The 22,416-nt window shown below is 61.0% G+C and carries 21 protein-coding genes; 9 read left to right on the top strand and 12 right to left on the bottom strand.

Annotation, left to right across the window (positions count from 1 at the left end):
• The first annotated feature begins 8 nt into the window (after nt 1-8).
• Nucleotides 9-3,593, top strand: coding sequence for a zincin-like metallopeptidase domain-containing protein (locus BTH42_RS33490; protein ID WP_178392299.1), 3,585 nt, complete (start codon nt 9-11; stop codon nt 3,591-3,593).
• 14 nt (nt 3,594-3,607) lie between these two features.
• Complete coding sequence (locus tag BTH42_RS35765) at nt 3,608-3,751, top strand: hypothetical protein (RefSeq protein ID WP_178392296.1); 144 nt, start codon at nt 3,608-3,610, stop codon at nt 3,749-3,751.
• 47 nt (nt 3,752-3,798) lie between these two features.
• Here the strand turns inward: BTH42_RS35765 and BTH42_RS33495 are convergent, their stop codons facing one another.
• Nucleotides 3,799-4,362 (bottom strand): recombinase family protein, encoded by a 564-nt coding sequence (locus tag BTH42_RS33495; RefSeq protein WP_372237307.1) that lies wholly within the window; start codon nt 4,360-4,362, stop codon nt 3,799-3,801.
• A gap of 211 nt (nt 4,363-4,573) precedes the next feature.
• On the opposite strand from BTH42_RS33495, the gene BTH42_RS33500 reads away from it, so the two are divergent.
• The 3 genes from BTH42_RS33500 to BTH42_RS33510 all read left to right on the top strand — a co-directional run bounded on the left by BTH42_RS33500 (nt 4,574) and on the right by BTH42_RS33510 (nt 7,648).
• Nucleotides 4,574-5,377, top strand: coding sequence for a lipid II flippase Amj family protein (locus BTH42_RS33500; RefSeq protein ID WP_075305517.1), 804 nt, complete (start codon nt 4,574-4,576; stop codon nt 5,375-5,377).
• Between the two features lie 182 nt (nt 5,378-5,559).
• On the top strand, nt 5,560-6,246 hold the full coding sequence (locus BTH42_RS33505; RefSeq protein WP_075305462.1) for a heavy metal response regulator transcription factor: 687 nt from the start codon (nt 5,560-5,562) through the stop codon (nt 6,244-6,246).
• The gene (locus BTH42_RS33510) at nt 6,239-7,648 is read left to right on the top strand and encodes a heavy metal sensor histidine kinase (protein ID WP_075305463.1); all 1,410 of its coding nucleotides are present in this window, start codon (nt 6,239-6,241) and stop codon (nt 7,646-7,648) included. The genes BTH42_RS33505 and BTH42_RS33510 overlap by 8 nt, the downstream gene beginning before the upstream one ends.
• On the opposite strand, the gene BTH42_RS33515 is transcribed toward BTH42_RS33510, so the two are convergent.
• The 3 genes from BTH42_RS33515 to BTH42_RS33525 form a co-directional block, all read right to left on the bottom strand.
• Entirely contained in the window at nt 7,640-8,845 is a 1,206-nt protein-coding gene (locus BTH42_RS33515) for an MFS transporter (protein WP_075305464.1), read from the bottom strand. The two genes, BTH42_RS33510 and BTH42_RS33515, sit on opposite strands and share 9 nt — an antisense overlap.
• 136 nt (nt 8,846-8,981) lie before the next feature.
• Entirely contained in the window at nt 8,982-9,704 is a 723-nt protein-coding gene (locus tag BTH42_RS33520; protein ID WP_075305465.1) for a hypothetical protein, read from the bottom strand.
• 39 nt (nt 9,705-9,743) lie between these two features.
• The gene (locus BTH42_RS33525) at nt 9,744-11,390 is read right to left on the bottom strand and encodes a 2Fe-2S iron-sulfur cluster-binding protein (protein ID WP_083655040.1); all 1,647 of its coding nucleotides are present in this window, start codon (nt 11,388-11,390) and stop codon (nt 9,744-9,746) included.
• Nucleotides 11,391-11,634: 244 nt separating this feature from the next.
• On the opposite strand from BTH42_RS33525, the gene uppS reads away from it, so the two are divergent.
• The 3 genes from uppS to BTH42_RS33540 all read left to right on the top strand — a co-directional run bounded on the left by uppS (nt 11,635) and on the right by BTH42_RS33540 (nt 15,751).
• Nucleotides 11,635-12,375, top strand: a complete 741-nt coding sequence (uppS, locus tag BTH42_RS33530) for a polyprenyl diphosphate synthase (protein WP_075305467.1) — start codon at nt 11,635-11,637, stop codon at nt 12,373-12,375.
• A gap of 73 nt (nt 12,376-12,448) precedes the next feature.
• Entirely contained in the window at nt 12,449-15,415 is a 2,967-nt protein-coding gene (locus BTH42_RS33535; RefSeq protein WP_075305468.1) for a Tn3 family transposase, read from the top strand.
• Nucleotides 15,416-15,448: 33 nt separating this feature from the next.
• Nucleotides 15,449-15,751 carry a KfrB domain-containing protein gene (locus tag BTH42_RS33540; protein ID WP_075305469.1) on the top strand — a complete coding sequence of 101 codons (303 nt, stop codon included), beginning with the start codon at nt 15,449-15,451 and terminating at the stop codon, nt 15,749-15,751.
• 90 nt (nt 15,752-15,841) lie between these two features.
• Here BTH42_RS33540 and BTH42_RS33545 read toward each other — a convergent pair whose 3' ends face one another.
• The 3 genes from BTH42_RS33545 to BTH42_RS33555 form a co-directional block, all read right to left on the bottom strand.
• Nucleotides 15,842-16,138 (bottom strand): H-NS family nucleoid-associated regulatory protein, encoded by a 297-nt coding sequence (locus BTH42_RS33545; protein WP_075305470.1) that lies wholly within the window; start codon nt 16,136-16,138, stop codon nt 15,842-15,844.
• Nucleotides 16,139-16,283: 145 nt separating this feature from the next.
• Nucleotides 16,284-16,574 carry a type II toxin-antitoxin system RelE/ParE family toxin gene (locus tag BTH42_RS33550; protein WP_075305471.1) on the bottom strand — a complete coding sequence of 97 codons (291 nt, stop codon included), beginning with the start codon at nt 16,572-16,574 and terminating at the stop codon, nt 16,284-16,286.
• Entirely contained in the window at nt 16,562-16,834 is a 273-nt protein-coding gene (locus tag BTH42_RS33555) for a CopG family ribbon-helix-helix protein (protein WP_075305472.1), read from the bottom strand. The genes BTH42_RS33550 and BTH42_RS33555 overlap by 13 nt, the downstream gene beginning before the upstream one ends.
• Before the next feature lie 182 nt (nt 16,835-17,016).
• Here BTH42_RS33555 and BTH42_RS33560 point away from each other — a divergent pair, with 182 nt between their 5' ends.
• Nucleotides 17,017-17,643 carry a recombinase family protein gene (locus tag BTH42_RS33560; RefSeq protein WP_075305473.1) on the top strand — a complete coding sequence of 209 codons (627 nt, stop codon included), beginning with the start codon at nt 17,017-17,019 and terminating at the stop codon, nt 17,641-17,643.
• A gap of 438 nt (nt 17,644-18,081) precedes the next feature.
• On the opposite strand, the gene BTH42_RS33570 is transcribed toward BTH42_RS33560, so the two are convergent.
• The 5 genes from BTH42_RS33570 to BTH42_RS33590 form a co-directional block, all read right to left on the bottom strand.
• Nucleotides 18,082-19,143 carry a DMT family transporter gene (locus BTH42_RS33570; protein ID WP_075305474.1) on the bottom strand — a complete coding sequence of 354 codons (1,062 nt, stop codon included), beginning with the start codon at nt 19,141-19,143 and terminating at the stop codon, nt 18,082-18,084.
• Between the two features lie 32 nt (nt 19,144-19,175).
• Nucleotides 19,176-19,445, bottom strand: a complete 270-nt coding sequence (locus BTH42_RS33575) for a metal-sensing transcriptional repressor (protein ID WP_075305475.1) — start codon at nt 19,443-19,445, stop codon at nt 19,176-19,178.
• A gap of 70 nt (nt 19,446-19,515) precedes the next feature.
• Entirely contained in the window at nt 19,516-20,853 is a 1,338-nt protein-coding gene (locus BTH42_RS33580; protein WP_075305476.1) for a cation diffusion facilitator family transporter, read from the bottom strand.
• 279 nt (nt 20,854-21,132) lie between these two features.
• Nucleotides 21,133-21,831 carry a hypothetical protein gene (locus BTH42_RS34540; RefSeq protein ID WP_178392297.1) on the bottom strand — a complete coding sequence of 233 codons (699 nt, stop codon included), beginning with the start codon at nt 21,829-21,831 and terminating at the stop codon, nt 21,133-21,135.
• The gene (locus tag BTH42_RS33590) at nt 21,828-22,412 is read right to left on the bottom strand and encodes a hypothetical protein (protein WP_075305478.1); all 585 of its coding nucleotides are present in this window, start codon (nt 22,410-22,412) and stop codon (nt 21,828-21,830) included. The genes BTH42_RS34540 and BTH42_RS33590 overlap by 4 nt, the downstream gene beginning before the upstream one ends.
• Nucleotides 22,413-22,416: the final 4 nt, after the last annotated feature.

Below are 22,416 nucleotides of genomic sequence, written 5' to 3' on the forward strand. Positions count from 1 at the left end.
CGCGCGCGCTGGTCATCGACTTCTGCCGGCAATACCCGATTGCCGCGCAGTTGGCCTACTACATTCGCGAAACCGTAGAGGAACTGTACGGCGAGCGAGCGCAAGGCATGGATGGCATGCGAGGCGGGTACATCACCGGCCCCGGCATCCATCCCGGCCGCTGCGACATACCCAGCGGTAAGGCCGAGGACGCCGACGATTTCACTGCCACGCTGCGGCATGAAGTCATCGGCCATTTCGGCCTCAACACGTTCACCAGCGAGGACAAGAGCGCGCTGCTGAACGGCATCAGCGCCGCGCGCGAAGAACCCACCATGCGCGGCTTGTGGGCGCTGATTGACACGTACTACGCCGGCCAATCCGAGAGCATCAAGGCCGAGGAAGTCTTTGCCTTGTATTGCGAGGGCATCGAGCCGGCGCAACACGTCAACCGCGAGGGTATTCACGAGCGCGGCGAGCGTGCCTTTCGCGAAACCTGCCTCGACCGCACGCGGCCGATGCGACTGGACGACCTGGACAGCATCACGCTCATGGTCGCCCACGGCCTGCACGACCGCACGCGAACGCAGCGCAACTTTCCCGATAAGAACCAACAGTTCCAACAGGAGCGACCTATGGAACCGAAGAAGCCATTCCATGAAGTCGTTGCCGAACGGCTAATCGAGCAGCTTAAGGCCGGCACGGCACCGTGGCAAAGACCGTGGGAGCCGGGCCAGCCCGGCGCGTTCATTCCAATGAATCCGACCACCGGCAAGCGATACAAGGGCATCAATGCGATCCACCTGATGGGTCAGGGACGCACCGATTCCCGCTGGCTCACCTACAAACAGGCGGCCGCTGTTGACGCACAAGTGCGACGCGGCGAAAAAGGCACGCCGATCCAGTATTGGAAGTTCACCGAGGAACAGGCGAAGACCGACGACCAAGGCCGCCCTGTTCTCGACGCGAAGGGGCAGCCAGTCATGGAGGAAGTGAGGCTTGAGCGGCCGCGCGTGTTCTTCGCGACCGTATTCAATGCCGAGCAGATTGACGGCCTGCCGCCGCTGCAACGCAAAGAGCAGACATGGGATGCCGTGGAGCGCGCCGAGCGCATCTTGCAGGCATCCGGGGCCGCGATCCATCACGGCGAGCATAGCCGCGCGTTCTATCGGCCCGCGACCGATAGCATCCACCTGCCCGACAAGGGCCAGTTTCCGAGTGCGGACAACTATTACGCGACGGCGCTGCACGAGCTGGGCCACTGGACGGGCCATCCGCAGCGCCTCGACCGCGACTTGTCGCATCCCTTCGGGAGCGAGGGTTACGCCAAGGAAGAATTGCGGGCCGAGATTGCGAGCATGATCCTAGGCGACGAACTCGGAATCGGCCACGATCCCGGCCAGCACGCGGCGTATGTTGGATCGTGGATCAAGGCCCTGCAGGATGATCCGCTCGAAATCTTCCGCGCGGCGGCCGAGGCCGAAAAGATTCAGGAATACGTGCTCGCGTTCGAGCAGCAACAGGTTCAGGAGCAAACGACGCAACAGGTTATTGGTGAGGCTCAGGAGGCAACGATGCAGCAGCAACCGGAGATACAGCGGCCGAGCATCGCACCCGCTGACGAAAAGCTCGCGGAGGCCTTGCGCCTTGTCCGAACCGCCGACAGCTTTCCATCGCGACGATTCCAAGAAGGCGTGCTGGACGCGACGACTGATGAGACGCTAGGTTTTCGCGTGCCGTGGGACTGGACCGGCATCGTGCAAACCAAAGGCGCAATCGAGCGCGACGGTCAGGTGCAGTGGGCCGAGGATGCCGGCGTGGAGCCGCAGTTTTTCGGCGTGTACGCGCGCAAGGCAGACAATACCTTTGAGTGGCTTGCGGACGTGCCGACCGAGCAGCAGGCCGTCGAGCTGGCTGACCGCCTGGCCGTGATCGACGCCTACGCCATCGAGAACGAGCACGACCAGGCCGCCGCGTTTGCGCGCATTCACGAAGAACGGGTTCGACGCGATCCGAACCGCACTGACGAGGACATTTCAGCCGCTAAAGAGGCGCGCAAAACGGCCGAGTACGCGGCCACCGTGAAGAACGATCCCGACTGGCAGCGCCGAGCCGAGCAATACGAGCGTGACCAAGCTGCGCAGGCACAGCAATCTGTGCCGGGCAACGTCGTGGCGGAAAAGGTATGGCTCGACTTACCGTACAAACAGAAGGAGGCCGCGAAACACGCCGCAGGCAATCTGGCCGATGGCAAGTGTGCGATTGATTGGGACAAGCAAGAGAAGCGTTGGTACGCACGGCCCGGCGCTGACCTCGACAAGATCAAGCAGTGGTTGCCCGGCCAGGAAGCCAAGGCGACGAACCTGGCGACGGAAAAGACTTGGCTTGCCGTCGCGTTCGAGCAGCGCGAGGCAGTCAAGGCCATTGCCGGCAAGCTCCCGAATGGCGATAAGGCCGTGGATTGGGACAAGGCCGCGAAATGCTGGTACGCAAATCCAGGTGCTGACCTCGACAAGTTAAAGCCGTGGATTGCTACGGAAGCCGCGAGCCGGCAACGTCCGGCCCTTTCCCCCGAGGAGGAATTTGCCGACACGCTACGCAGCATGGGATGCGTCGTGAGCGGCGATCATCCCGTCATGGATGGCAAGAAGCACCGGATCGAAGTCGAAGGCGACAAGAAGGGCGAAAAGGCCGGCTTCTATGTCGGCTGGCTCGACGGGCACCCGGCCGGCTACATCAAGAACAACCGCACCGGCATCGAATTGAAGTGGAAAAGCAAGGGCTACTCGCTCGATCCCGAGCAGAAGGCCTCCATGCAGGCCGAGGCGGCCGCGAAGCTGGTTGCACGCGCGGAACAGCAGCAGCGCGAGCAGGACCGTGCAGCGCAGCGTGTCGGCAAGCAGATGGCTGACCTCGTGCCAGTAGCCGCGCCGACGCCCTACCTTGAGGCCAAGGGCATCACGCCGCAAGCTGGCGTGTACACCGACCGCGACGGCCAGAAAACTTATATTCCGGCCATCGACGCGGACGGCAAGCAATGGACGATGCAATACATCCAAGAGGACGGCACTAAGCGGTTCGCGAAGGAGAGCCGGAAAGAGGGTTGCTTTCACCCGATCGGCGGCCTCGATGCGATCGCAGCCGCGCCCGCAATCGTCATTGGCGAGGGTTATGCCACCGCAGCGCAAGTGTCGCAGGCCTTGGGCTATGCCACCGTCGCCGCGTTCGACTCCGGCAACCTCGAAGCCGTTGCGAAGGCCTTGCACGAGAAATACCCGGACAAGCCCATCGTGATTGCCGGCGATGATGACCAGGCGGTGCAGAACAATCCCGGAAAGACCAAGGCCAAGGAAGCAGCGCGCGCCGTAGGCGGCACTGCGTTCTTCCCGATCTTCGCGCCCGGCGAGCAGGCCGCCAATCCGAAGGGCTTCACCGACTTCAACGACCTCGCCATGAAAAGCACGCTCGGCGTCGAAGCCGTCGAACGTCAGGTACAGGCGGCGGTCGGCAAGGCCATCGAGAAGCACCAGGTGCGCAGCCAGCAGCAGGCGCAGAAGCAAGAGCAACAACACGAACGTAAGCAGGAACGCCAACCGCGCGCCGTTCGCATCTGATAGGAGAGAAAACCATGCAGATCAAGAACCGAGCCAGCGCCGAAGGTGACACGAAGGTTTCCGTACATAACGGCAGCCGTCTTATCGACCGCCACACGCAAGGCCAGTGGCTCACCATGAAGGGGTCGTCTCAGAATTCGGAAAAAATCGTACGCTAGCAGTGTGGCCGGCGTTCATGTTCACTCGCCCCCTCGACGCGTTTTCGTTATCGTTCTAGCGCCCGATAAAGCGTGGCCCGATGGACACCAAGCAGGCGGGCAACCTCAGCTACAGGCTTCCCGTCTTGCTCGATAAGCAGGCGCGCGTGGGCTATACGTCCAGCATCAAGTGCTGGAGTTGGGCCAAAGCGCACGCCGCGCGCTTTAGCTGCAACCCGTCCGGCGGTAGTGCGTTCCACGATCAGGGAGCGCTCGAAATCCGCCATACCGGCGAACACGGTGAGGACCATGCGGCCAGCCGGAGTAGTAGTGTCGGCCCAGGGTTCAGCCAGCGATCGCAGACCGGCGCCGGCGTCCTTGATGCGCTCCGCGATGTCCAGCAGGTCGCGGGTGGACCGAGCCAACCGATCGAGGCGAGTGACAGTCACCACATCGCCGGCGCGGAGATGCTCAAGCAGACGGCCAAGCTCGGGCCTGTCGCGTTTCGCGCCACTGACCTTTTCTTCGAATATCCGGGTGCAGCCGGCCTCGCGCAGTGCGCCTCGCTGCTGAGCGAGATCCTGGCCTCGGGTGGATACCCGGGCGTAGCCGATCAGCGGTCCGATTTCGATTTTCTTGGCCACGCTGCACCTGTCGCAATATATGTCGCAGAAATTTTAACACTCACGACAATGATATGCGACACAACGAGCCTAGATAGGGCGGGGCTTTGCGCGATGGGGGCAGAGTGTCGCGCGTTTTACAATATATGCGACACGGCGCTGCGTGCCTGGCACGCAAGGCGTCCTGTAGACTTCACTAGCTCAAACTACCGCGCCGATGATGGACACTCAGCTACTGATAATTATTGCGCTTACGTTCGTGATCCATGTAATAGCAACGCTCGCCTATGCTGTACGCATTGCGGGCGTTCGCACAAGGCGCATTGCTGTGTCGTTTTCGTTGTTCGGAATCATCGCGCTTGTCTCACGCACGGCAAACTCGTTCCAGGGACCGTTTCTAGCCAAGCGCGTCGAGGAGGATCTTGCCCGCCACGTCGAGCAGGGTATGCTCGGCGACTTCCGCCTATTCTTGCTGGCTGCGACGATAGCTACAGTGGTTGGCGCGTTTCTTATCCCCACGTTCCAACGCTACTTCAGCCGCGCAGTCATTCACTTTCAAGCGAACCGCTCCCTTCCACGGCATGCGCTCCACGTTTTTAGTCGCGGAGGCATAGCCCAGCTTCGCGACGGTGCTCGCTTTCCATCACGGACCAACGTGACGCAATTGGCGCAAGCTTCAGGTGTTTCATGGAAGGTTATTATGTTGAATGTTTTTGCGATGGCATTGTGGACAGTCGGGGTGTTTGCTTCGCTGTACGCGGGCTTTCTGAAGCCGGAATTACGCGTAACCTGCGCGAACCTTTCGTCAGTCATCAACGGATTCGCCACGATTGTTCTCACCGTCATCATCGATCCTCAGATCTCGGTCATGACCGACGACGTTATCGAAGGTCGCGTGACGGAGAGCCGCTTTCGCAGAGCAATTACGACATTAATAGGGGCTCGTGTTGTCGGCACAATCCTCGCCCAAGCAATGCTTATCCCAGCGGCGTTGGTCATCGTTCGGGTAGCCGAGGCAATCTAGATGACGTGGGTACAAAATGTACGGTCGCCGAATTCAGTGATTATGCGACATCCAGGGCCTCGATGATTCGGTAATCCGCGACAAGTCCAGTTACAGGAATGGGACGCCCTGCGCGTAAAATAACGGGCGACACGCATGCCACCCGTTCGATCGTGGCTCACTATTTTTCTGGCGCCTTGCGGATGCGCATCCTGATCATAGAAGACCAAGAACACGCGGCCACCTATCTGCAAAAAGGCCTGCGCGAAAACGGTTTCCACGTGGACATCGCTTCAAACGGGGTAGACGGCCTTCACCTGGCATTGACGGAGCAATACGGCCTCATCGTGCTCGACATCATGCTGCCGGGCATCGACGGCTGGTCTGTCCTCGAATTGATTCGTAAGCAAAAGCCCACGCTTCCCGTGCTTTGCCTCACCGCGCGCGATGGTGTTGAGGACCGCGTGCGTGGTTTGGAACTGGGGGCAGACGATTATCTCGTCAAGCCGTTTGCGTTCTCGGAATTGCTGGCCCGGATTCGTGTCATTTTCAGGCGTATCCAGGGCGTGGTTGCCCAGCGCGAGACGCTGCTCACGATCGCGGATCTGGAGCTGGACCTACTGAGCCGGAAAGCCACCCGGCGCGGCCAGCGGATCGATCTGACGCCCAAGGAATTCGCCCTGATGGCGTTGCTGTTGCGCCGTCAGGGCGAAGCCCTGTCGCGCACGCAGATAGCCGAGCAGGTGTGGGACATGAATTTCGACAGCGATACCAATGTCATCGATGTCGCAGTGCGTCGTCTACGCGCGAAGGTGGATGCGGACTTCACGCCGAAACTCATTCACAACGTGCGGGGCGTCGGCTACATCCTGGAAGTGCGCGATGAATAGGACCCGATCGTGGTCTATTGCGACACGCCTGACGGTTGTTTTTGCGTTATCTGTTGCGGTCATTCAATTTGCTGCCAGCGGATTTCTCTACTGGTCATTGAAGCGCGACATTCTCGACCAGGATCAGGCCACATTGGCCGAGCATGTGCGCGAAGTCCGCTTGGTGATCGCGGGCGCCGATTCGGATCAAACGCGCGTTCCCCCTCCCTCCCGCTGGGAGTCGCACGTGCTTTCGCGCAAGGGCATCTACGTTCGGGTGGTCGATACGAACGGCCGTACGCTGAGCGAAACACCTGGCATGGCTCCTCCGTCGACCGCCTTTCCCCGACCATCCGCGCTCGATAGTCTGCCGACCACGTCGGTTCGATGGCATCAGCCGAACCGACACCAGGAATTGATGTTGATGGCGGCCCTCGCCCCGTCCGCCGACGCGAATCATCCGCGCGTCATTCAGGCTGCGATGGATCTGGCGTCTTCGGAGCGCGAATTCATCGCCTACCGGCATAAGCTGGGCGCCGTCTGGCTCGGCGTGGTATTCGCCGCAATCGGCATCGGCTATCTTGGGATTCGTCGTGAGCTGCACGAGGTGCGGCGCATTGCGCTGGCGGCAGGCCGCATCAATGCAAACCATTTTAGCGAGCGCCTGGGTGATAGCCCGATGCCCGCCGAAATGCTGGAATTGGCGCAGGCCTTCGATGCGATGGTACTGCGGTTGCGACACTCCTTCGAACAGCTGTCCCGCTTCTCATCGGATTTGGCGCATGAATTCAGAACACCGCTGAACAACCTCATGAGCGCGGCTAGCGTGACCCTCAGCCGGGCCAGGACGGTCGATGAATACAAGGAGCTGGTCGAGCGCAGCATGGAAGAGTACGACACGTTGAGCCGTATGATCGAAGCCATGCTGTTTCTGGCTCGGACCGAGAATCAGCAAACCGAAATGCGGCGCCAGCGTATCTCGGCAGCCGCAGAGTTCGAGAAGCTTACCGAATTTTTCGAAGCTCTCGCGGACGACCGAGGGGTAAAACTTGTGCGAGACGGCGACGCCATCCTGACCGTTGACCCCACGTTGCTCCGTCGGGCCTTGTCGAATCTCATCGCCAATGCGTTGCGCCACACCACGAGGGGTGAATCCATCACGCTGCAGGCGCAGCAGACGGCTGGCGACGGCGTCGTGTTGCGGGTGATCGACACCGGCGAAGGCATCGCCAGTCAGCACCTGCCCAATCTCTTCGATCGCTTTTATCAGGTCGACCCCGCCCGTTCAGAGGGCAGCGCTGGACTCGGCCTGGCTATCGTAAAAACAATCGTTACCTTGCACGGAGGGAACGTCGAGGTATCCAGCCGGCCCGGACTCGGGACCACCTTCACGATCCGGCTGCCAGGGGGCGTCTCACGCTGAGGACGGTGTTTGACGTGGCGCGAGCAGGCAGAGGACCAACGGCACGACGGCCAAGGCCGCGCCGGCCACGAAGGTGGTCGGCGAGCCGAAGCGATCCCAGAGCCAGCCGGCCAATGTGCTGCCGACTATCATGCACAGCCCGCAGGCAAGATTGAATACACCAAAGGCGGTGCCTCGCAGCGTCGGTGGTGCCGCCTCGGCGATCAGCGCGGTTACGACGCCCTGCGTGAAGCCCATATGTAGCCCCCACACAGCGACTCCAACGAACAGTAAAAGCATCGAATGCCCCAACCCCAACAGCAGGTCAGCGACGATCAGAAACGTCAGACCCATCCCGAGCAACACGCGATGATTCAGGCGATCGGACAATTTGCCAACCGGATACGCCGACACGGAATAAACCAGGCTCATGACCACCATCACGCCCGGAATCCAGGCAAGCTCCAGTCCGGCTTGCTGTGCGCGTAGGACGAGAAACGCCTCGCTAAAGCGTGCCAGCATGACGCTAGCCCCGATGCCGACGTACCACCAGTAGCGCGCCGAAAATTCACGCAGCGACCGCCAGTGCAGCGGCGACCGGAAGGTGCGCCGGGCGGGCGTATGGCCGGTTTCACCGAGACCAAACGCAATCAGCGCGATCGCGATGATTGCCGGGATGACCGAAAACCACAACACCGTCCGGATGTGGTCTGAAAAATGGAACATCAGCCCGATGGCCAGCAGCGGACCCAGAAACGCCCCAACGGTATCCATCGACTGGCGAAGGCCGAAGCACGCACCGCGAATGGCGGGCGGCGCCACATCTGCCACGAAGGCGTCCCGTGGCGCACCGCGAATGCCTTTGCCGAGTCGATCCAGCAGCCGCGCAGTAATGGCCACCGCGGGCACGGTCGCCAGCGGAAACAGGGGCTTGGTCAGGGCGGCCAGTCCGTATCCAAACAGGATCAGGCCCTTGCGCCGGCCGAGATAGTCGCTGATCGCACCGGAGAATATCTTGACGATCAACGCGGTCGCCTCGGCGACTCCTTCGATCATCCCCAGAGCGGTCGCGCTGAGACCCAGGGTACTCACGAGGAAGATGGGCAACAGCGCATGCACCAGCTCGGACGACATGTCCATGAACAGGCTCACGAAGCCCAGGGTCCAGATCGAACGCGGAATACTGATTTTCTCGGATGATGTGACGTTGACGGTCATGTGGGTCGAATGCCTTTGGCGCGGAGGACTTCCGACGATAGCAGAGTCACGTCAACGAAGTCGTGAGCGGGGATGGCCGATGAAGGCTGCACCGCCACTGAGCCCTTATCGGAACACTGAATCGTTGAGATTGGGCCTAGAAATTTAGGCCGAGCTTGAGTTTCACCATCGAAAACCGGTCCGTCGGATCGCCTACCTGTTGATGATAAAAGTAGGAGATGCCGGCAAAATATCGCTTGTTCGGGTAGTAGTTGACGCCCACCTCGAACTCGCGCTTGTGAGTCGGCGTGATGTCGGACTCCCCCAGGTTCTCGTAAATATGCGCGGCTGCGAAGGCGCCATACTTTCGCAGGAAGCGTCGTTCGAGGGTGGCCGAAAAATCGTAGAACACCCGCCCGCCCGCGTTACGTTTTTCAGCGAGCACGCCACTGGTCAGGTTGGTATCCGGCAGGATATCGCCGTTCCACACAAGCCCCGCGACGCCCCAGTAGTAGTTGTCAGTGAACGTGAAGTTGTTGTGGTGGAGAATACCTACCGTTGCGTAAATCTTTTCCGTGAGCGGGTAGTTGTAGTTGATCTGTTCCTCGAGCTTGCGTTCGCGGACCATCGCATTATCGACACCGTGATACGAATTCTCGGTGTATTGCTCGATGCGAAAATCGAAGTTGCCTTTCATCCAGCTCGGCGCATAGTTCGCGGTTACTCGATTATTTAACGATGGCTCGAGGCGGGTCTGGGTAGAGAGATTGGCCGTCGCTAAATACTGCCCCGTGAATTCGTCTGCATACGCCACCCCGTAGCCGCTCGCGAACAGCCCCAGCAACGTCGCCACGTTCGCCTTGTAAATTGCTTCGCGCATACCCTATCCCAGTTGTTGATAACGAACGCGGCGCCGCGCTCAGGCTTCGAGTTGGATCTCACTCGTCATCGAGCGCGCCTGGCAGGCGAGAATAAATTGTTCTCGCACATCGCGATCGGTCAACGAATCGTCGCGATGCATCTTGACCTGACCCGCAACCAGTTTCACCTTGCAGGTGCCGCAGGCGCCCGTCCGGCACGATGACTCGATCAGCGCCCCCGCTTCTTCGGCGGCATCCAGCAGTGTTTTACCGGCCGGCACAAAGCATGACTTGCCCGATTTCGTGAACACAACCGTTGCGTCGATCGCATGATCATCGCTGTCGACCTCTCCGCTGCTGCCGAAGAACTCCGTGTAGATTTGGGCATCGGGTACGCCAAGGCCACGCAGGATCGCTATGGTCGCGTCCATCATCGGTTCCGGGCCACACAGGTGGACGCGCCGATGGTTGATGTGCGGTACAAAGCCGGTGACATGCTTCGGGTCGATCAGCCCGTGTGGACCGGTCCACGCGAAACCGTCAATATCGGTAGGCAGAATCAGCAGCTTGAAATGGCGGTAGCGCTGTTCGACGCTTTTAAGCTCGTCGTAAAACAGGATGTCGGCCGGGGTGCGAACTGCATACAACAAATAGACGTCGTGCGGCCAGTTCCGCTCAGCCAGGTGCTTGAGTACGCTCAGCAATGGCGTGACGCCGATGCCGCCGGCGATCATCACCAGACTCGTCGCTTCGGAACCCGAAAACGTGAAGGTGCCACGCGGACCCACGCATTCGAGCCACTCGCCGGCGTTCACTTTGGTATGCAGATAGCTCGAACCGCGCCCATTGTTGAGCTTCTTGACCGTGATATCGCAAAAGTCCTTCTGATAGGGCGCTGACGAGATGCTGTAGTTACGGGTAATGATCTGCCCCCCGTCACTCATGCGCACACTCAGGTATTGGCCAGGCCGGAAGTCAAACGGCAGATTGGCACCGCCCGGATGGCTCAGGCGAAAGGTCTTCACATCCGCTGACACGTCGATAATTTTGGCGATGGTGAGCCCGCCGTGCCAAGTCGGCGCAATCCCGGCGCGCTGCACCTCCGCTTCTTGCGCAATGGCCTGTCGCACCTTTCGTCCGAGCGTGATGCGCCAGCCGATCAGGCCGGCACAGATCAGCGCGCACGCTTCGATAAAGAGTTTGCCGCCATCCAGAAAGTCAACGGGCGTACCGGGTTTAAGCGACGCGTCGGTGAACACACCGTGCACCAGAAACGACAGGATGACGACGTAGGACGCGTAGTGAAGCTTCTTCCAGAACGCATACTGGAATCGCTGTCGCAAATAAGCGGTGGCGACGACGAAGATCAGCGCGTACGCCGCCAGCGCGCCAAGACTGTTGATGATCGGTTGTTCCGGCCCAACGACCGGATAGAAGACGGCGAGCACGGTGAAGTTCGCGGCCTGAGCCAGGGGCAGCCAGACCGGATGCAACAGCGCAAGGAAAAGCGCGCCGTAACCCGACCATTTGTGGATGTTGAACAGCGGTATCCGGCGATACGGCCAGCGCGCAACGGGACTGTACTGCACCGAAAGCAGCAGTCCAACCACCAAGTTGAGCGTCATGACGCCGGCAGCGGTCAAACCGACGTACGAGCTGATGTCGATGAAGGACATCCCGAATTGCTGAATAAGCTGGGCTTCCATCCGATTCTTGACGCTCTTTGTTAGATGTGAGGCGAGGAGACGCGTTCGCCGGCGCGCTGGCGCAGCGACTCGATCGAATCGGATGGTACGGACGAAGCCCGTACAGAAGGCGAACGGGTTTATGACAATTCTGTCATTTTTGCAAACGTGCAAGGGCTTTGACGTAAGGTGAAGGAAGGAACACACGAGCGCCTTCAGGATGGTCCTGGGCTGGCGTGCTCCGCCTGGACCCTCGGCGTGATTTATGAGCTATACCAGTTCGACTGTTCGCGTGCTCGACGTGGCCGCTGTGCCGCGGCACATTGCCATCATCATGGACGGCAACGGGCGCTGGGCGACGCAGCGCAAGCTGCCGCGCGTGGCCGGGCATAGGAAAGGCGTCGAGGCGGTTCGCGCGGTCGTTAAGGCCTGCGCGCGACGCGGCGTTGAATACCTGACACTGTTCGCGTTCAGTTCGGAGAACTGGCGCCGCCCCAGCGACGAGGTGTCGTTCCTGATGCGTCTGTTCGTATCGGCGCTCGAACGCGAAACGGCGCGATTGCACAAGAATGACATCCGGTTGCGCGTCGTGGGTGACCTGTCGATGTTCGACGCGCGCATCCAGGAACTCGTCAAGCATGGCGAAGCCAAAACCGCCCACAATACCCGCATGACGCTGACGATTGCCGCGAACTATGGCGGTCGCTGGGACATCCTCCAGGCCGTACACCAGCTCCTCGCGCAGACGGCCGTAGACCGACATCCGGTACCGGTCGACGAAGCCAGCTTCACGCAACTTCTGGCGATGGCGTACGCGCCGGAACCCGATCTCTTCATCCGTACGGGCGGAGAACAGCGCGTCAGCAACTTCCTGCTATGGCAACTCGCGTATACCGAACTCTACTTCACCGACACATTCTGGCCGGACTTCGATGACGCAGCGCTTGATGCGGCGCTTGCCTCGTATCGGTCGCGCGAGCGTCGCTTTGGCCGCGCGACAGCATAGCTTCGAAAAAGTCCGTTTCCTTGGCCGCACCCCATTTACACCGCGCGATCATTTCGCTCAACGAGACGCCTTCATGCCACGCCGCTCCATTCTCTCGGTCACAGACCGTGAAAATTTATTAGCTGTGCCAGATACCGAGGATGACCTGATTCGTCACTACACCTTCAGCGAATCCGATCGGTCGTTGATCGGGCAGCGACGCGGTAATCCGAATCGCCTGGGTTTCGCCATCCAGCTCTGCTTGCTTCGCTACCCGGGACAAGGATTGGCGACCGATGCAGTCGTGCCGTCGCCGCTATTACAGTGGGTCGCTACGCAACTGCGCATCGACCCGGCATCCTGGCTGCAGTACGCCCAGCGAGAAGAAACCCGGCGCGAACATCTGCTCGAACTGCGTACTTACCTGGGCTTGATGCCGTTCGGCCTGGCCCAATTTCGGCGAACTGTGCATGCGCTGACTGAAATCGCCTTAAAGACCGACAAAGGTTTTGTGCTCGCGGGGCACGCGATGGATTTCCTGCGCGCGCAACACGTCATCGTCCCGGCATTGGATGTCGTTGAACGCGTGTGCGCTGAGGCCAGCACGCGCGCCAATCGGCGCATCTACGCGGTTTTAACCGATCCCTTGTCGGACGTTCACCGTCAGCGGTTGGCCGACTTGCTGAAACGCAAGGACGGTAGCAAAACGACATGGCTGGCCTGGCTGCGCCAGTCGCCCACCAAACCGAACTCGCGCCACATGCTCGAACACATTGAGCGTCTCAAGACCTTGCAAGCACTCGACCTACCTGCCGGCATTGACCGGCAGGTACACCAAAACCGCCTGCTCAAAATCGCCCGCGAGGGCGGACAGATGACACCCGCGGACTTGGCCAAGTTCGAGTCACAGCGGCGCTACGCCACGCTGGTGGCGCTGGCTATCGAAGGCATCGCCACTGTCACCGACGAAATCATTGACCTGCACGACCGGATCATCGGAAAGTTGTTCAATGCCGCTAAAAACAAGCATCAGCAGCAGTTCCAGTCCTCGGGCAAGGCGATCAATGACAAGGTGCGCCTGTACGGGCGGATTGGCCAAGCCTTGCTCGATGCCAAGCAGAGCGGTGGCGATCCTTTCGCGGCCATCGAGTCAGTGCTCCCCTGGGAGACGTTTGCCGCCAGCGTCAGCGAGGCGCAGAAGCTTGCACAGCCTGAGGGCTTCGATTTCCTGCACCGCATCGGCGAAAGCTACGCCACTTTGCGCCGTTATGCGCCGGAATTCCTGGCCGTGCTTACACTGCGCGCGGCACCTGCCGCCAAGAGCGTGCTCGATGCCATCGACCTGCTGCGCGGCATGAACACATACAATGCCCGGAAGGTGCCGGCCGACGCGCCGACCGAATTCGTCAAACCGCGCTGGGCAAAACTGGTTCTCACCAACGAAGGCATCGACCGGCGTTACTACGAGTTGTGCGCGCTGTCGGAGCTGAAGAATGCGCTGCGCTCGGGTGACATCTGGGTACAAGGCTCGCGCCAATTCAAGGATTTCGACGAATACCTCGTGCCCGCCGAAAAATTCGCCCACCTGAAACTGACCAGCGAATTGCCGCTGGCAGTGCCCACAGACTGCGACCAGTACCTTGGCGAGCGGCTGTCACTGCTGGAACAGCAGCTCGCAACAGCTAACCGTATGGCGGCGGCCAACGACCTGCCGGACGCGTTCATCACGGCGTCCGGACTCAAAATCACGCCGCTGGATGCGGCTGTGCCCGATGCCGCCCAGGCACTGATCGACCAATCGGCCGCGCTGTTGCCGCACGTGAAGATTACCGAGCTGTTGATGGAGGTTGATGAGTGGACGGGCTTCACAAGGCACTTCACACATCTCAAGACTAACGATACTGCGAAGGAGAAGACACTGCTCCTGACGACGATCCTTGCCGACGGAATCAACCTCGGTCTGACGAAGATGGCCGAGTCGTGCCCAGGCACGACCTACGCCAAGCTGTCGTGGCTGCAAGCCTGGCACATTCGCGACGAAACCTACTCAACGGCGCTCGCCGAGCTGGTCAACGCCCAATTCCGCCAACCCTTCGCTGGAAATTGGGGCGACGGCACCACGTCATCATCGGACGGCCAACGCTTCAAGGCAGGTGGCAAGGCCCAGAGTACCGGGCACATTAACCCGAAATACGGTGGCGACCCGGGGCGGATGTTCTACACGCACATCTCCGACCAGTACGCGCCATTCAGCGGCAAGGTGGTCAACGTCGGCATTCGGGATTCGACCTACGTGCTCGACGGCCTGCTGTATCACGAGTCAGATTTGCGGATCGAAGAGCACTACACGGACACGGCGGGCTTCACTGACCATGTTTTCGCCCTGATGCACCTGTTGGGCTTCCGCTTCGCGCCGCGTATCCGTGACCTTGGCGACACCAAGCTGTACCTGCCGAAGGGTGACGAAACCTACGACGCCCTAAAACCCATGATCGGCGGCACGCTGAACACCAAGCACATTCGCGCCCATTGGGAGGAGATCTTACGACTCGCCACCTCGATCAAGCAGGGTACGGTGACTGCCTCGCTGATGCTGCGCAAGCTCGGCAGCTATCCACGTCAAAACGGTCTGGCCGTCGCTCTGCGTGAGCTGGGCCGCATCGAGCGAACCTTGTTCATCCTGGACTGGCTGCAAAGCGTGGAACTGCGCCGCCGTGTTCACGCCGGCCTAAATAAAGGCGAGGCCCGCAACGCGCTAGCCAGGGCGGTGTTCTTCTACCGCTTGGGTGAAATCCGTGATCGCAGCTTTGAGCAGCAGCGCTACAGGGCCAGCGGCCTCAATCTGGTGACGGCAGCCATCGTGCTCTGGAATACGGTCTACCTGGAGCGCGCTACCGGCGCCTTGCGCGGCCAAGGACACTTGGTGGACGACACGCTACTGCAATACCTGTCGCCGCTGGGCTGGGAACACATCAACCTGACCGGCGATTATCTGTGGCGTAACAGCGCCAAGGTCGGCGCAGGCAAGTTCAGACCACTACGGCCCTTGGCCAACCCTTAGCGTACGATTTTTTCCGAATTCTGAGACGACCCCATGAAGACCCTGCCCGACGCAGGTTTGCCGAGTGGGGTCTACCATCTGGCCGACGCCGCCAAGGCCGCGAAGAACGTCCATCCGCAGACGTTCGGCGGTCAGGTCCTGCACGTCGATAAAGACAACGTTTACCAGCTTTCCGGCAAGGGCATCGTGCAACACGACCGGGGCCTGTTTGCTAAAGAGCCGGTTGTCGGCCAGTGCTACGAGGTTTCGTATCGGCGCGGTGTCGGCACCGTGAAGGGTGAAATCAGCCAGAGCGAGGGCGCGAAGCTCGAAAGCCGCCGTGCGCAGACCATGTGACACAAGACGTTGTGCCCGAGCAGCTGCTACCGGGCACCATATCTTGTGCATGGCGTGAAAAAGGCCGGGTTCGTCCCGGCCTTTTGTCGTCTACTCGTCCTCGATCAAAAACAGGCGTTTGTCCTTGCCGGCGATCCACGCTGGCTTATGCCCCCTGCCCGTCCACGTCGCCCCCGTGGCCGGATCGCGATAGCGCGGCCTCGTCGGCTGTACGGTGTATTTGATGTTGCGCGGCCGGCGCAGATCGTTCGGCCTAATGTCGAACTCGAACATTAGCGCGGAGATTTGCGCCATCGCTTCCTTGCGCGCACGCACGCGTGCCGCTGCGATTTGCCGGTCCAGCTCGGCCAGCTCGGCCACAAGCTCCGCGTAGCTCTTGCCGCTCATCGTGCGCTCCCCTTCGCCGCAATTAGAGCTTCCAGCCAGGCCAGCGAGTGCCCTGCATGGTTGAGTAGTTGAACCCCTTCGCTCATCCCTGCCCTTCGAAATTTAGCCGCTAAATTTTCGACGCGCGGCTCGTTCGCACGATTGCTTAGTAGCCCGCTTCTTTTTGGTGACGCACGGCCAAGATGGCCGCTGTTTCACCATCGAAGCGGTAGAGGGCAACATACCCGCTGTCCCCGAAGTCGATGAGCCATTCGCGGAACTCCGATTCCATGTCATCGACCGGGCGACCGACACGCGGCTGCTGCGCGAGCACTTTTACGCCGGCGCGAATCGCTTGCACCGCTCGGCGTGCAGCGTTCGCATCCTTCGGAGCGAGAAAGCGATACAGGCGCTGCACATCGTTCAGCGCGGGCGGCGTCCATATCACTCGTGGCACTTAGGCGGCTCCGCATCCTCGCCTGCTTCGAGCTGTGCCATCCAGGCGTCGGCTTCTTCGTGCGTCACATGCAGGCCGTTGGCTTGGTAGGCGTCCCACGCGCGCCGGGCGTCCTGCTTGAACGCCTCGCGCTTTTCTTCGCGATCCACGTACTGCGTGATTGCTTCGCGCATGATCCAGTGCGCCGAACGGTCCCGCTGACCGGCAAGGCGCTGTAGCCGGGTTCTCAGGTCGTCATCGAGCTTGATCGTCGTCGCCATAGTGGCACCTTTATTCGAAAGTAATACCTATGAATACTATAGCGCGCTTTAAGGCCGCCCGCCACGCCCCCCGGACAAGTAGGAGCGTGAATTTTGGCTAGGCCAAGTTAAGCCGCACTATCGCTTTTTTGGCCGGCCCTGCTACGATAGGCCAAATTGCCTATACCCAACTTGGCCGAGTTATGACTCAACCCGTCCGCGTCGCGCGCATTTATTTGCGCGTCAGCACCGACCAACAAGACATTGAACGCCAGGAAGAGATCGTCAAATCCGCGAAGGCGGCCGGCTACTACGTCGCCGGCGTCTACCGCGAGAAGGCATCCGGCGCGCGCGCGGATCGCCCCGAGCTGCTGCGCATGATCGCGGACCTGCAACCAGGCGAAGTCGTGATTGCCGAGAAGATCGACCGCATCAGCCGCTTGCCACTGGCCGAGGCCGAGCGCCTAGTTGCGTCGATCCGCGACAAGGGCGCACGCCTGGCCGTGCCCGGCGTGGTCGATCTTTCCGAGCTGGCCGGCGAGGCCAAGGGCGTCGCCAAGATCGTGCTCGAATCCGTGCAGGAGATGCTTTTGAAGCTCGCGTTGCAGATGGCGCGCGAGGATTACGAGGATCGCCGCGAACGCACGCGGCAAGGCATCGAGATTGCACGGCAAGCCGGCAAGTACAAAGGTCGTGCGCCTCGGACGGCGACCCACGCGCGGATCGTCGCCCTGCGCCGGGCCGGCCACAGCATTACAAAAACGGCCGAGCTGGCAGCGTGCAGCGTCAGCCAAGTCAAACGTGTGTGGGCGATGCGTGAGCGCGAATGATTAGGTCAAGGCTTGTCGTCCGTCATGATCGCGCCAAGGCCCGGATAGTAGATGTCGCAACGCTCCCACACCGCCGCGTTTTTCTTCGGGCAATCTGATATTCGCGAGCCTAGGTTAGTAAGAGGGAATTCCTCGCCTAGCGAATCGACCAGCTTCCGCAGGCTATATCGTCCGTGGCGCTCGCAACGCGAGCAGGCCACTTCAATGTGACCTGCGCGTGCCGACACTTCTCCGAGAGTAACGCTTCCATTTGCCATGCGATTCATTATGCGGAATCAATTCTCGTGGCGTTTCGACCGTGCGGCCATGCTAAAAAAGGTTCTTCGTGAATTTGCGGGGAAGGATTCTGCTCGACCCTGAGCGGCCGATCATTGGTGTGGACGCAACGGCCGTTTCCGCGTGCGTAGCGGTTGTCCATCAGCGCCTGAGCGGCATCGGTCAATGAATGTGGCGGTGGTGAATATCGGGGAAATGGGCATGCGTGTGGGTGATCCGCGCATGCTGATGCGGATGGGTATGCGGCTCCTGGCCGTCCCACTCGAATTCGTGCTCGTGCTGGTGATGCTCGTCGTGCCGATGGCGATGGTTGTGCGCGAGAGGCTCGTGCGTGTGCTCGTGTTCGTGCCGTTCGCGGATATGCAACCAGACCCCGAGCGCCATCAATGCAGCAGCGATCCAGAACAGCCGCGGCGGCAGTTCCGGCCAGATCAGCAGCGACAGCGCGACGCCGAATAACGGCGCGACCGAGAAGTACGCGCCGGTCCGCGCGGTGCCGAGATTGCGTAGCGCAATGACGAACAGCACCAGGCTCACGCCGTAGCCCGCGAACCCGGTCACCATCGAGGCAATGATTTTCAGCGCGCCCGGAAGGTGAGCGCCGGCCAGCAGCGCGATCAGCAGATTCAGCGAACCGGCGACCAGTCCTTTCAGGCACGCGATGACCATCGCATCGTTGGTCGAGACCTTGCGTGTCAGGTTGTTATCGATAGCCCAGCAGAAGCATGCAGCGGCCACGAGCAGCGCGCCCGGCGACACGCTGGTCGCGCCGGGTTGCCACGACAGCGCGACGCCACCAGCGACAATGGCCACCATGCCGAGGAAAATCTCGAAATCGACGTTTTCGCGGAACACAATCCACGCGATTACGGCGGTAAAGACGCCCTCCAGATTCAGCAGCAGCGATGCGGTTGCGGCGGGCGTCGTGTCCAGCCCCATCATCAGCAATGCGGGACCGGCCACCCCGCCGGCTACGATCGCACCGGCGAGCCACGGAACCTCACGCCGATGTATCCGGCTTTCGTTCTCGCGCTCGCGTTCGGTGCGCCGAAGTCGCTGCACGGCAATGCCGATCGCAAGCCCTACGCCGCTTCCCAGGTAAAAAAGACCAGCGACCATGAACGGCGACAGCGAACCGAGCAGGGTCTTGGCGAGCGGCGTGGTCGCGCCGAATAGCGCGGCGGCGAGCAGCGCGGTGAATGGGGTGTTGAAGCGGGAGGCCATGAAGTCAGGTAGTGCGTGTGGACGGTCCGATCCTACAGGTATCGGGTAATCGCCTTGAGTTCGCTAATCGCTTCGGCAGGCGTCTGCGCGCCATGTCCGACCGATTGTTCGAGGCAGTGGTCAATATGGTCGTGAACGAGTGTGTGCTTGGCGTTGGTGATCGCGCTTTCCACCGCCTGAAGCTGCTGCGCAATGTCAACGCACGCACGCCCTTCCTCGATCATTGCGATCACGCTTTTCAGATGGCCTTCCGCGCGCCGCAGCCGTTTGACGATGTCCGGATGTGTTGTGTGAGTACCCATGATTGCTTTCCTGAACCTGTCGCTTCGCAGCCGCGATGCGTATTGCCAGCCGGTTACCGGCCGGCCGTAGTCAATGGTGATGCCCGTCGGGCTCCTCCATTCTAAACGGCAGGTTTTCCTGCCGGCCAAAGCCGGACAGGCGCAGCACCGCGTCGAATTCGTGCGGTTCGGCCGGCGCGACGATGCTTTCGAAACAATCCGGCACGGTTTCTGACGGCAGCAGCGGCAATGTTTCGGTCTGTCCGCCGGAACGCGCGATCTCGACCACGGCGCTCAATTCGCCCGAATGCACATCAACCGTCAGACGCATCCGCTCGCCGTCGGGCGTATCCACGATCCGCAGCGTTCCCGAGGCCAGTTCCGACTGGAACTGCACGGGCTGCGGAGCATGGTGATGTCCGCCGGCGCCGGGCTGTACGCCAACAGGCTGCGCGCCGCTCGTATCGAACTGCACGGTCGCGGCTTCCAGCGGCGGCAGATGCGCGTGCAGTTCGGCCTGCACCGCGAGCGCAATACCGTTCGCCTGGCCGACGCTCAGGCTCCGGTCAATAGCAATGGTCAGCTCCGCCCGTAGCCGGTGGCCGAGCCAGCGTGCCTTGAGGTCAACCAACTGCTCGACGCCCGGCACATGCTCGATTGCATGCCGGATATCCGCGATGATGCCCGGATCAATGCCGTCGAGGCTACGCGTGATGACTGCGCGCGCCGACTGCCAGACGATCCCGAAGATCGCGATCGTGATGAGCAGGCCGATGATCGGGTCGGCCAGCGGGAAACCCGCCCATACACCAACCGCACCGAGCACCACCGCGAGGCTCGTCAAACCGTCTGTCCGGGCGTGGTAACCATCCGCGATCAGCGCAGCGCTGTTCATCGCACGCCCGACGCGAATCCGGAACACGGCCACCACTTCGTTGCCGATAAATCCGATGACGCCGGCCGCCGCGACCGCCACGAGTTGCGTGATGGGCTGCGGATGGATCAGGCGGTCGATGGCTTCATAGCCCGCCACCAGTGCGCTGATCAGGATGATGACGACGATCAATATTCCCGCGAGGTCTTCGACGCGTCCGAGGCCATAGTTGAAGGTCGCGCTCGGTTTGCGGCGGGCGAGAACGAACGCGACCCACAGCGGGATGGCCGTTGTCGCATCGCCGACGTTGTGGATCGTATCGGCCAGCAGCGCGACGCTGCCCGACGTGAAGACCACGACCAGTTGCAGGATGGCCGTGACGGCGAGGATCGCGAACGACCATTTGATTGCCCAGATGCCGCGTTCCGACGACGATAGGCTGGGATCAATGACGCCGTGCGTATGTCCGTGCGGTCCGTCTGCGTGTGCATGCCCATTGCCATGACCGCTGTCATGACCTCCCAACCCAAACCACTCCTTGATTGTCGACCACATGATCGCCCCCGTTGATCGTTGCCAGTGTGCGTAGGAGGCAGTTAGGTCCGCGCCGGACCATATCCTATCCCCCTGGATAGGATAATACACGAGGCAACAGCGTTCTTATCTACGCGGTGCAGCGATGGCATGGACGAACAACCGAAGATGGCCGGTTATAGCCTTAGCATCTGGTCTCCCCGGAAAGCTGCGAAGAATCAAAAAAAAGCCGGCGCGCATTGCTGCGGCCGGCTAAAGGCTCTGGCACTTTCCGAGGGACCAACATCACACGCGCCAGAGCTAGAGACTACGACCTCGACGTGGACCAGTGCGGCCGGATCGTGGCTCGATCTTGGGGGCGATGCTTCGTTCGCGCACTGGATCGGCCAGCGCTGTCTTTGGCGGCATCGCAGTTTGTCGGCGCGGCGCGGCCGCAAACAGTTTTTCGTAGCACACCGGGGCCGCGCCGAATCCGACCGCGCGGTGCAGCAGCTCGGCCGCCTGGCGGCCGCGTACTTCAACCGGAAACGCCGGCGCGCGGTTTGCGATCAACCAGAACGTGCGCGTGATCCCGTTGGTGAACCCAACGCGGACCTTGCTGCCGTCGCGCCACGCGTTAACTTCGGCCAGCGGCACCGGATTGTCTCGGCCCTGCGAGAAGCCGCTGACGGCGTGCGGATACTTGTAGTCGCCCGGCATTTCAGAGCGCAGCACGCAATCAGCCGAATCTCGCTTACCCCATGCAGATGTGCCGGCCAGCCACGTTCGATAGAACAATTCTGTGTCTACCTGGACGACGAATTTTTCGCGGTCGATACCACCGGACTTTGCCGACATGAAGCGGTCATCCTCGCCCGGCACCGGCACACGCCACACCGCCTTGTCGTCATCCAGCCTGACCAACTCGCAGCCTCTCGGCCGTGAGTTGCGCGCTTGGTCAAGCTGCCGCAGCTCGCGCGCACGACCGAACGCCGTTCGGAGCTGGGCAAGCACGCTCACTGACGCGCCCCTTGCCCGGCGAACGAGCCGACTGCCGGCAGCTCGCGCGCAACAACGCGCTCAGCCACCAGGCGCAGCAGGCGGCCGAGCGGCGCGTTCACAGCCGATCCACGAAAGCGAACGGCGGTCGGGTGATACTTCTTGTCGCCGGCCGTGATCGACAGCATGTATTGCCATTCATCGGGATCGTCGCCCGTACCGATAGCGACCTCGGGAATGACCTCGGTAATCGTGTCCAGCCGCACGTATCGCCATCCATTGTTCGGCCTGTCGGACGGCAACCGACCGTCCACAGCGGGCACCACGCGGAGCCACACCGGCGCGCTGCCGACCATGTGAAGCTCGATGCCGTCATCAGGTTTCAGCCGATGCAGCAACGTCGAAACGATCCCCTGCTGTTCATTGCGCGTGAGCTTGGCGAAGTCGTCGCCGGCATACGTCGCCAGGTGATCGACCGAGCTGCAAATCAGGCTTTCGTACACTGCGTCATCGCTGATCGGCTCACGGCCGAGAGCCTTAGACATATCGGCGGCAATCGCAGCTTTGAGTGCATCCGCCTTGGTGTTCCAAACGTCCGTCATGAAT

The sequence above is a fragment of the Burkholderia sp. SRS-W-2-2016 genome, from assembly GCF_001931485.1.
Classification (GTDB): domain Bacteria; phylum Pseudomonadota; class Gammaproteobacteria; order Burkholderiales; family Burkholderiaceae; genus Paraburkholderia.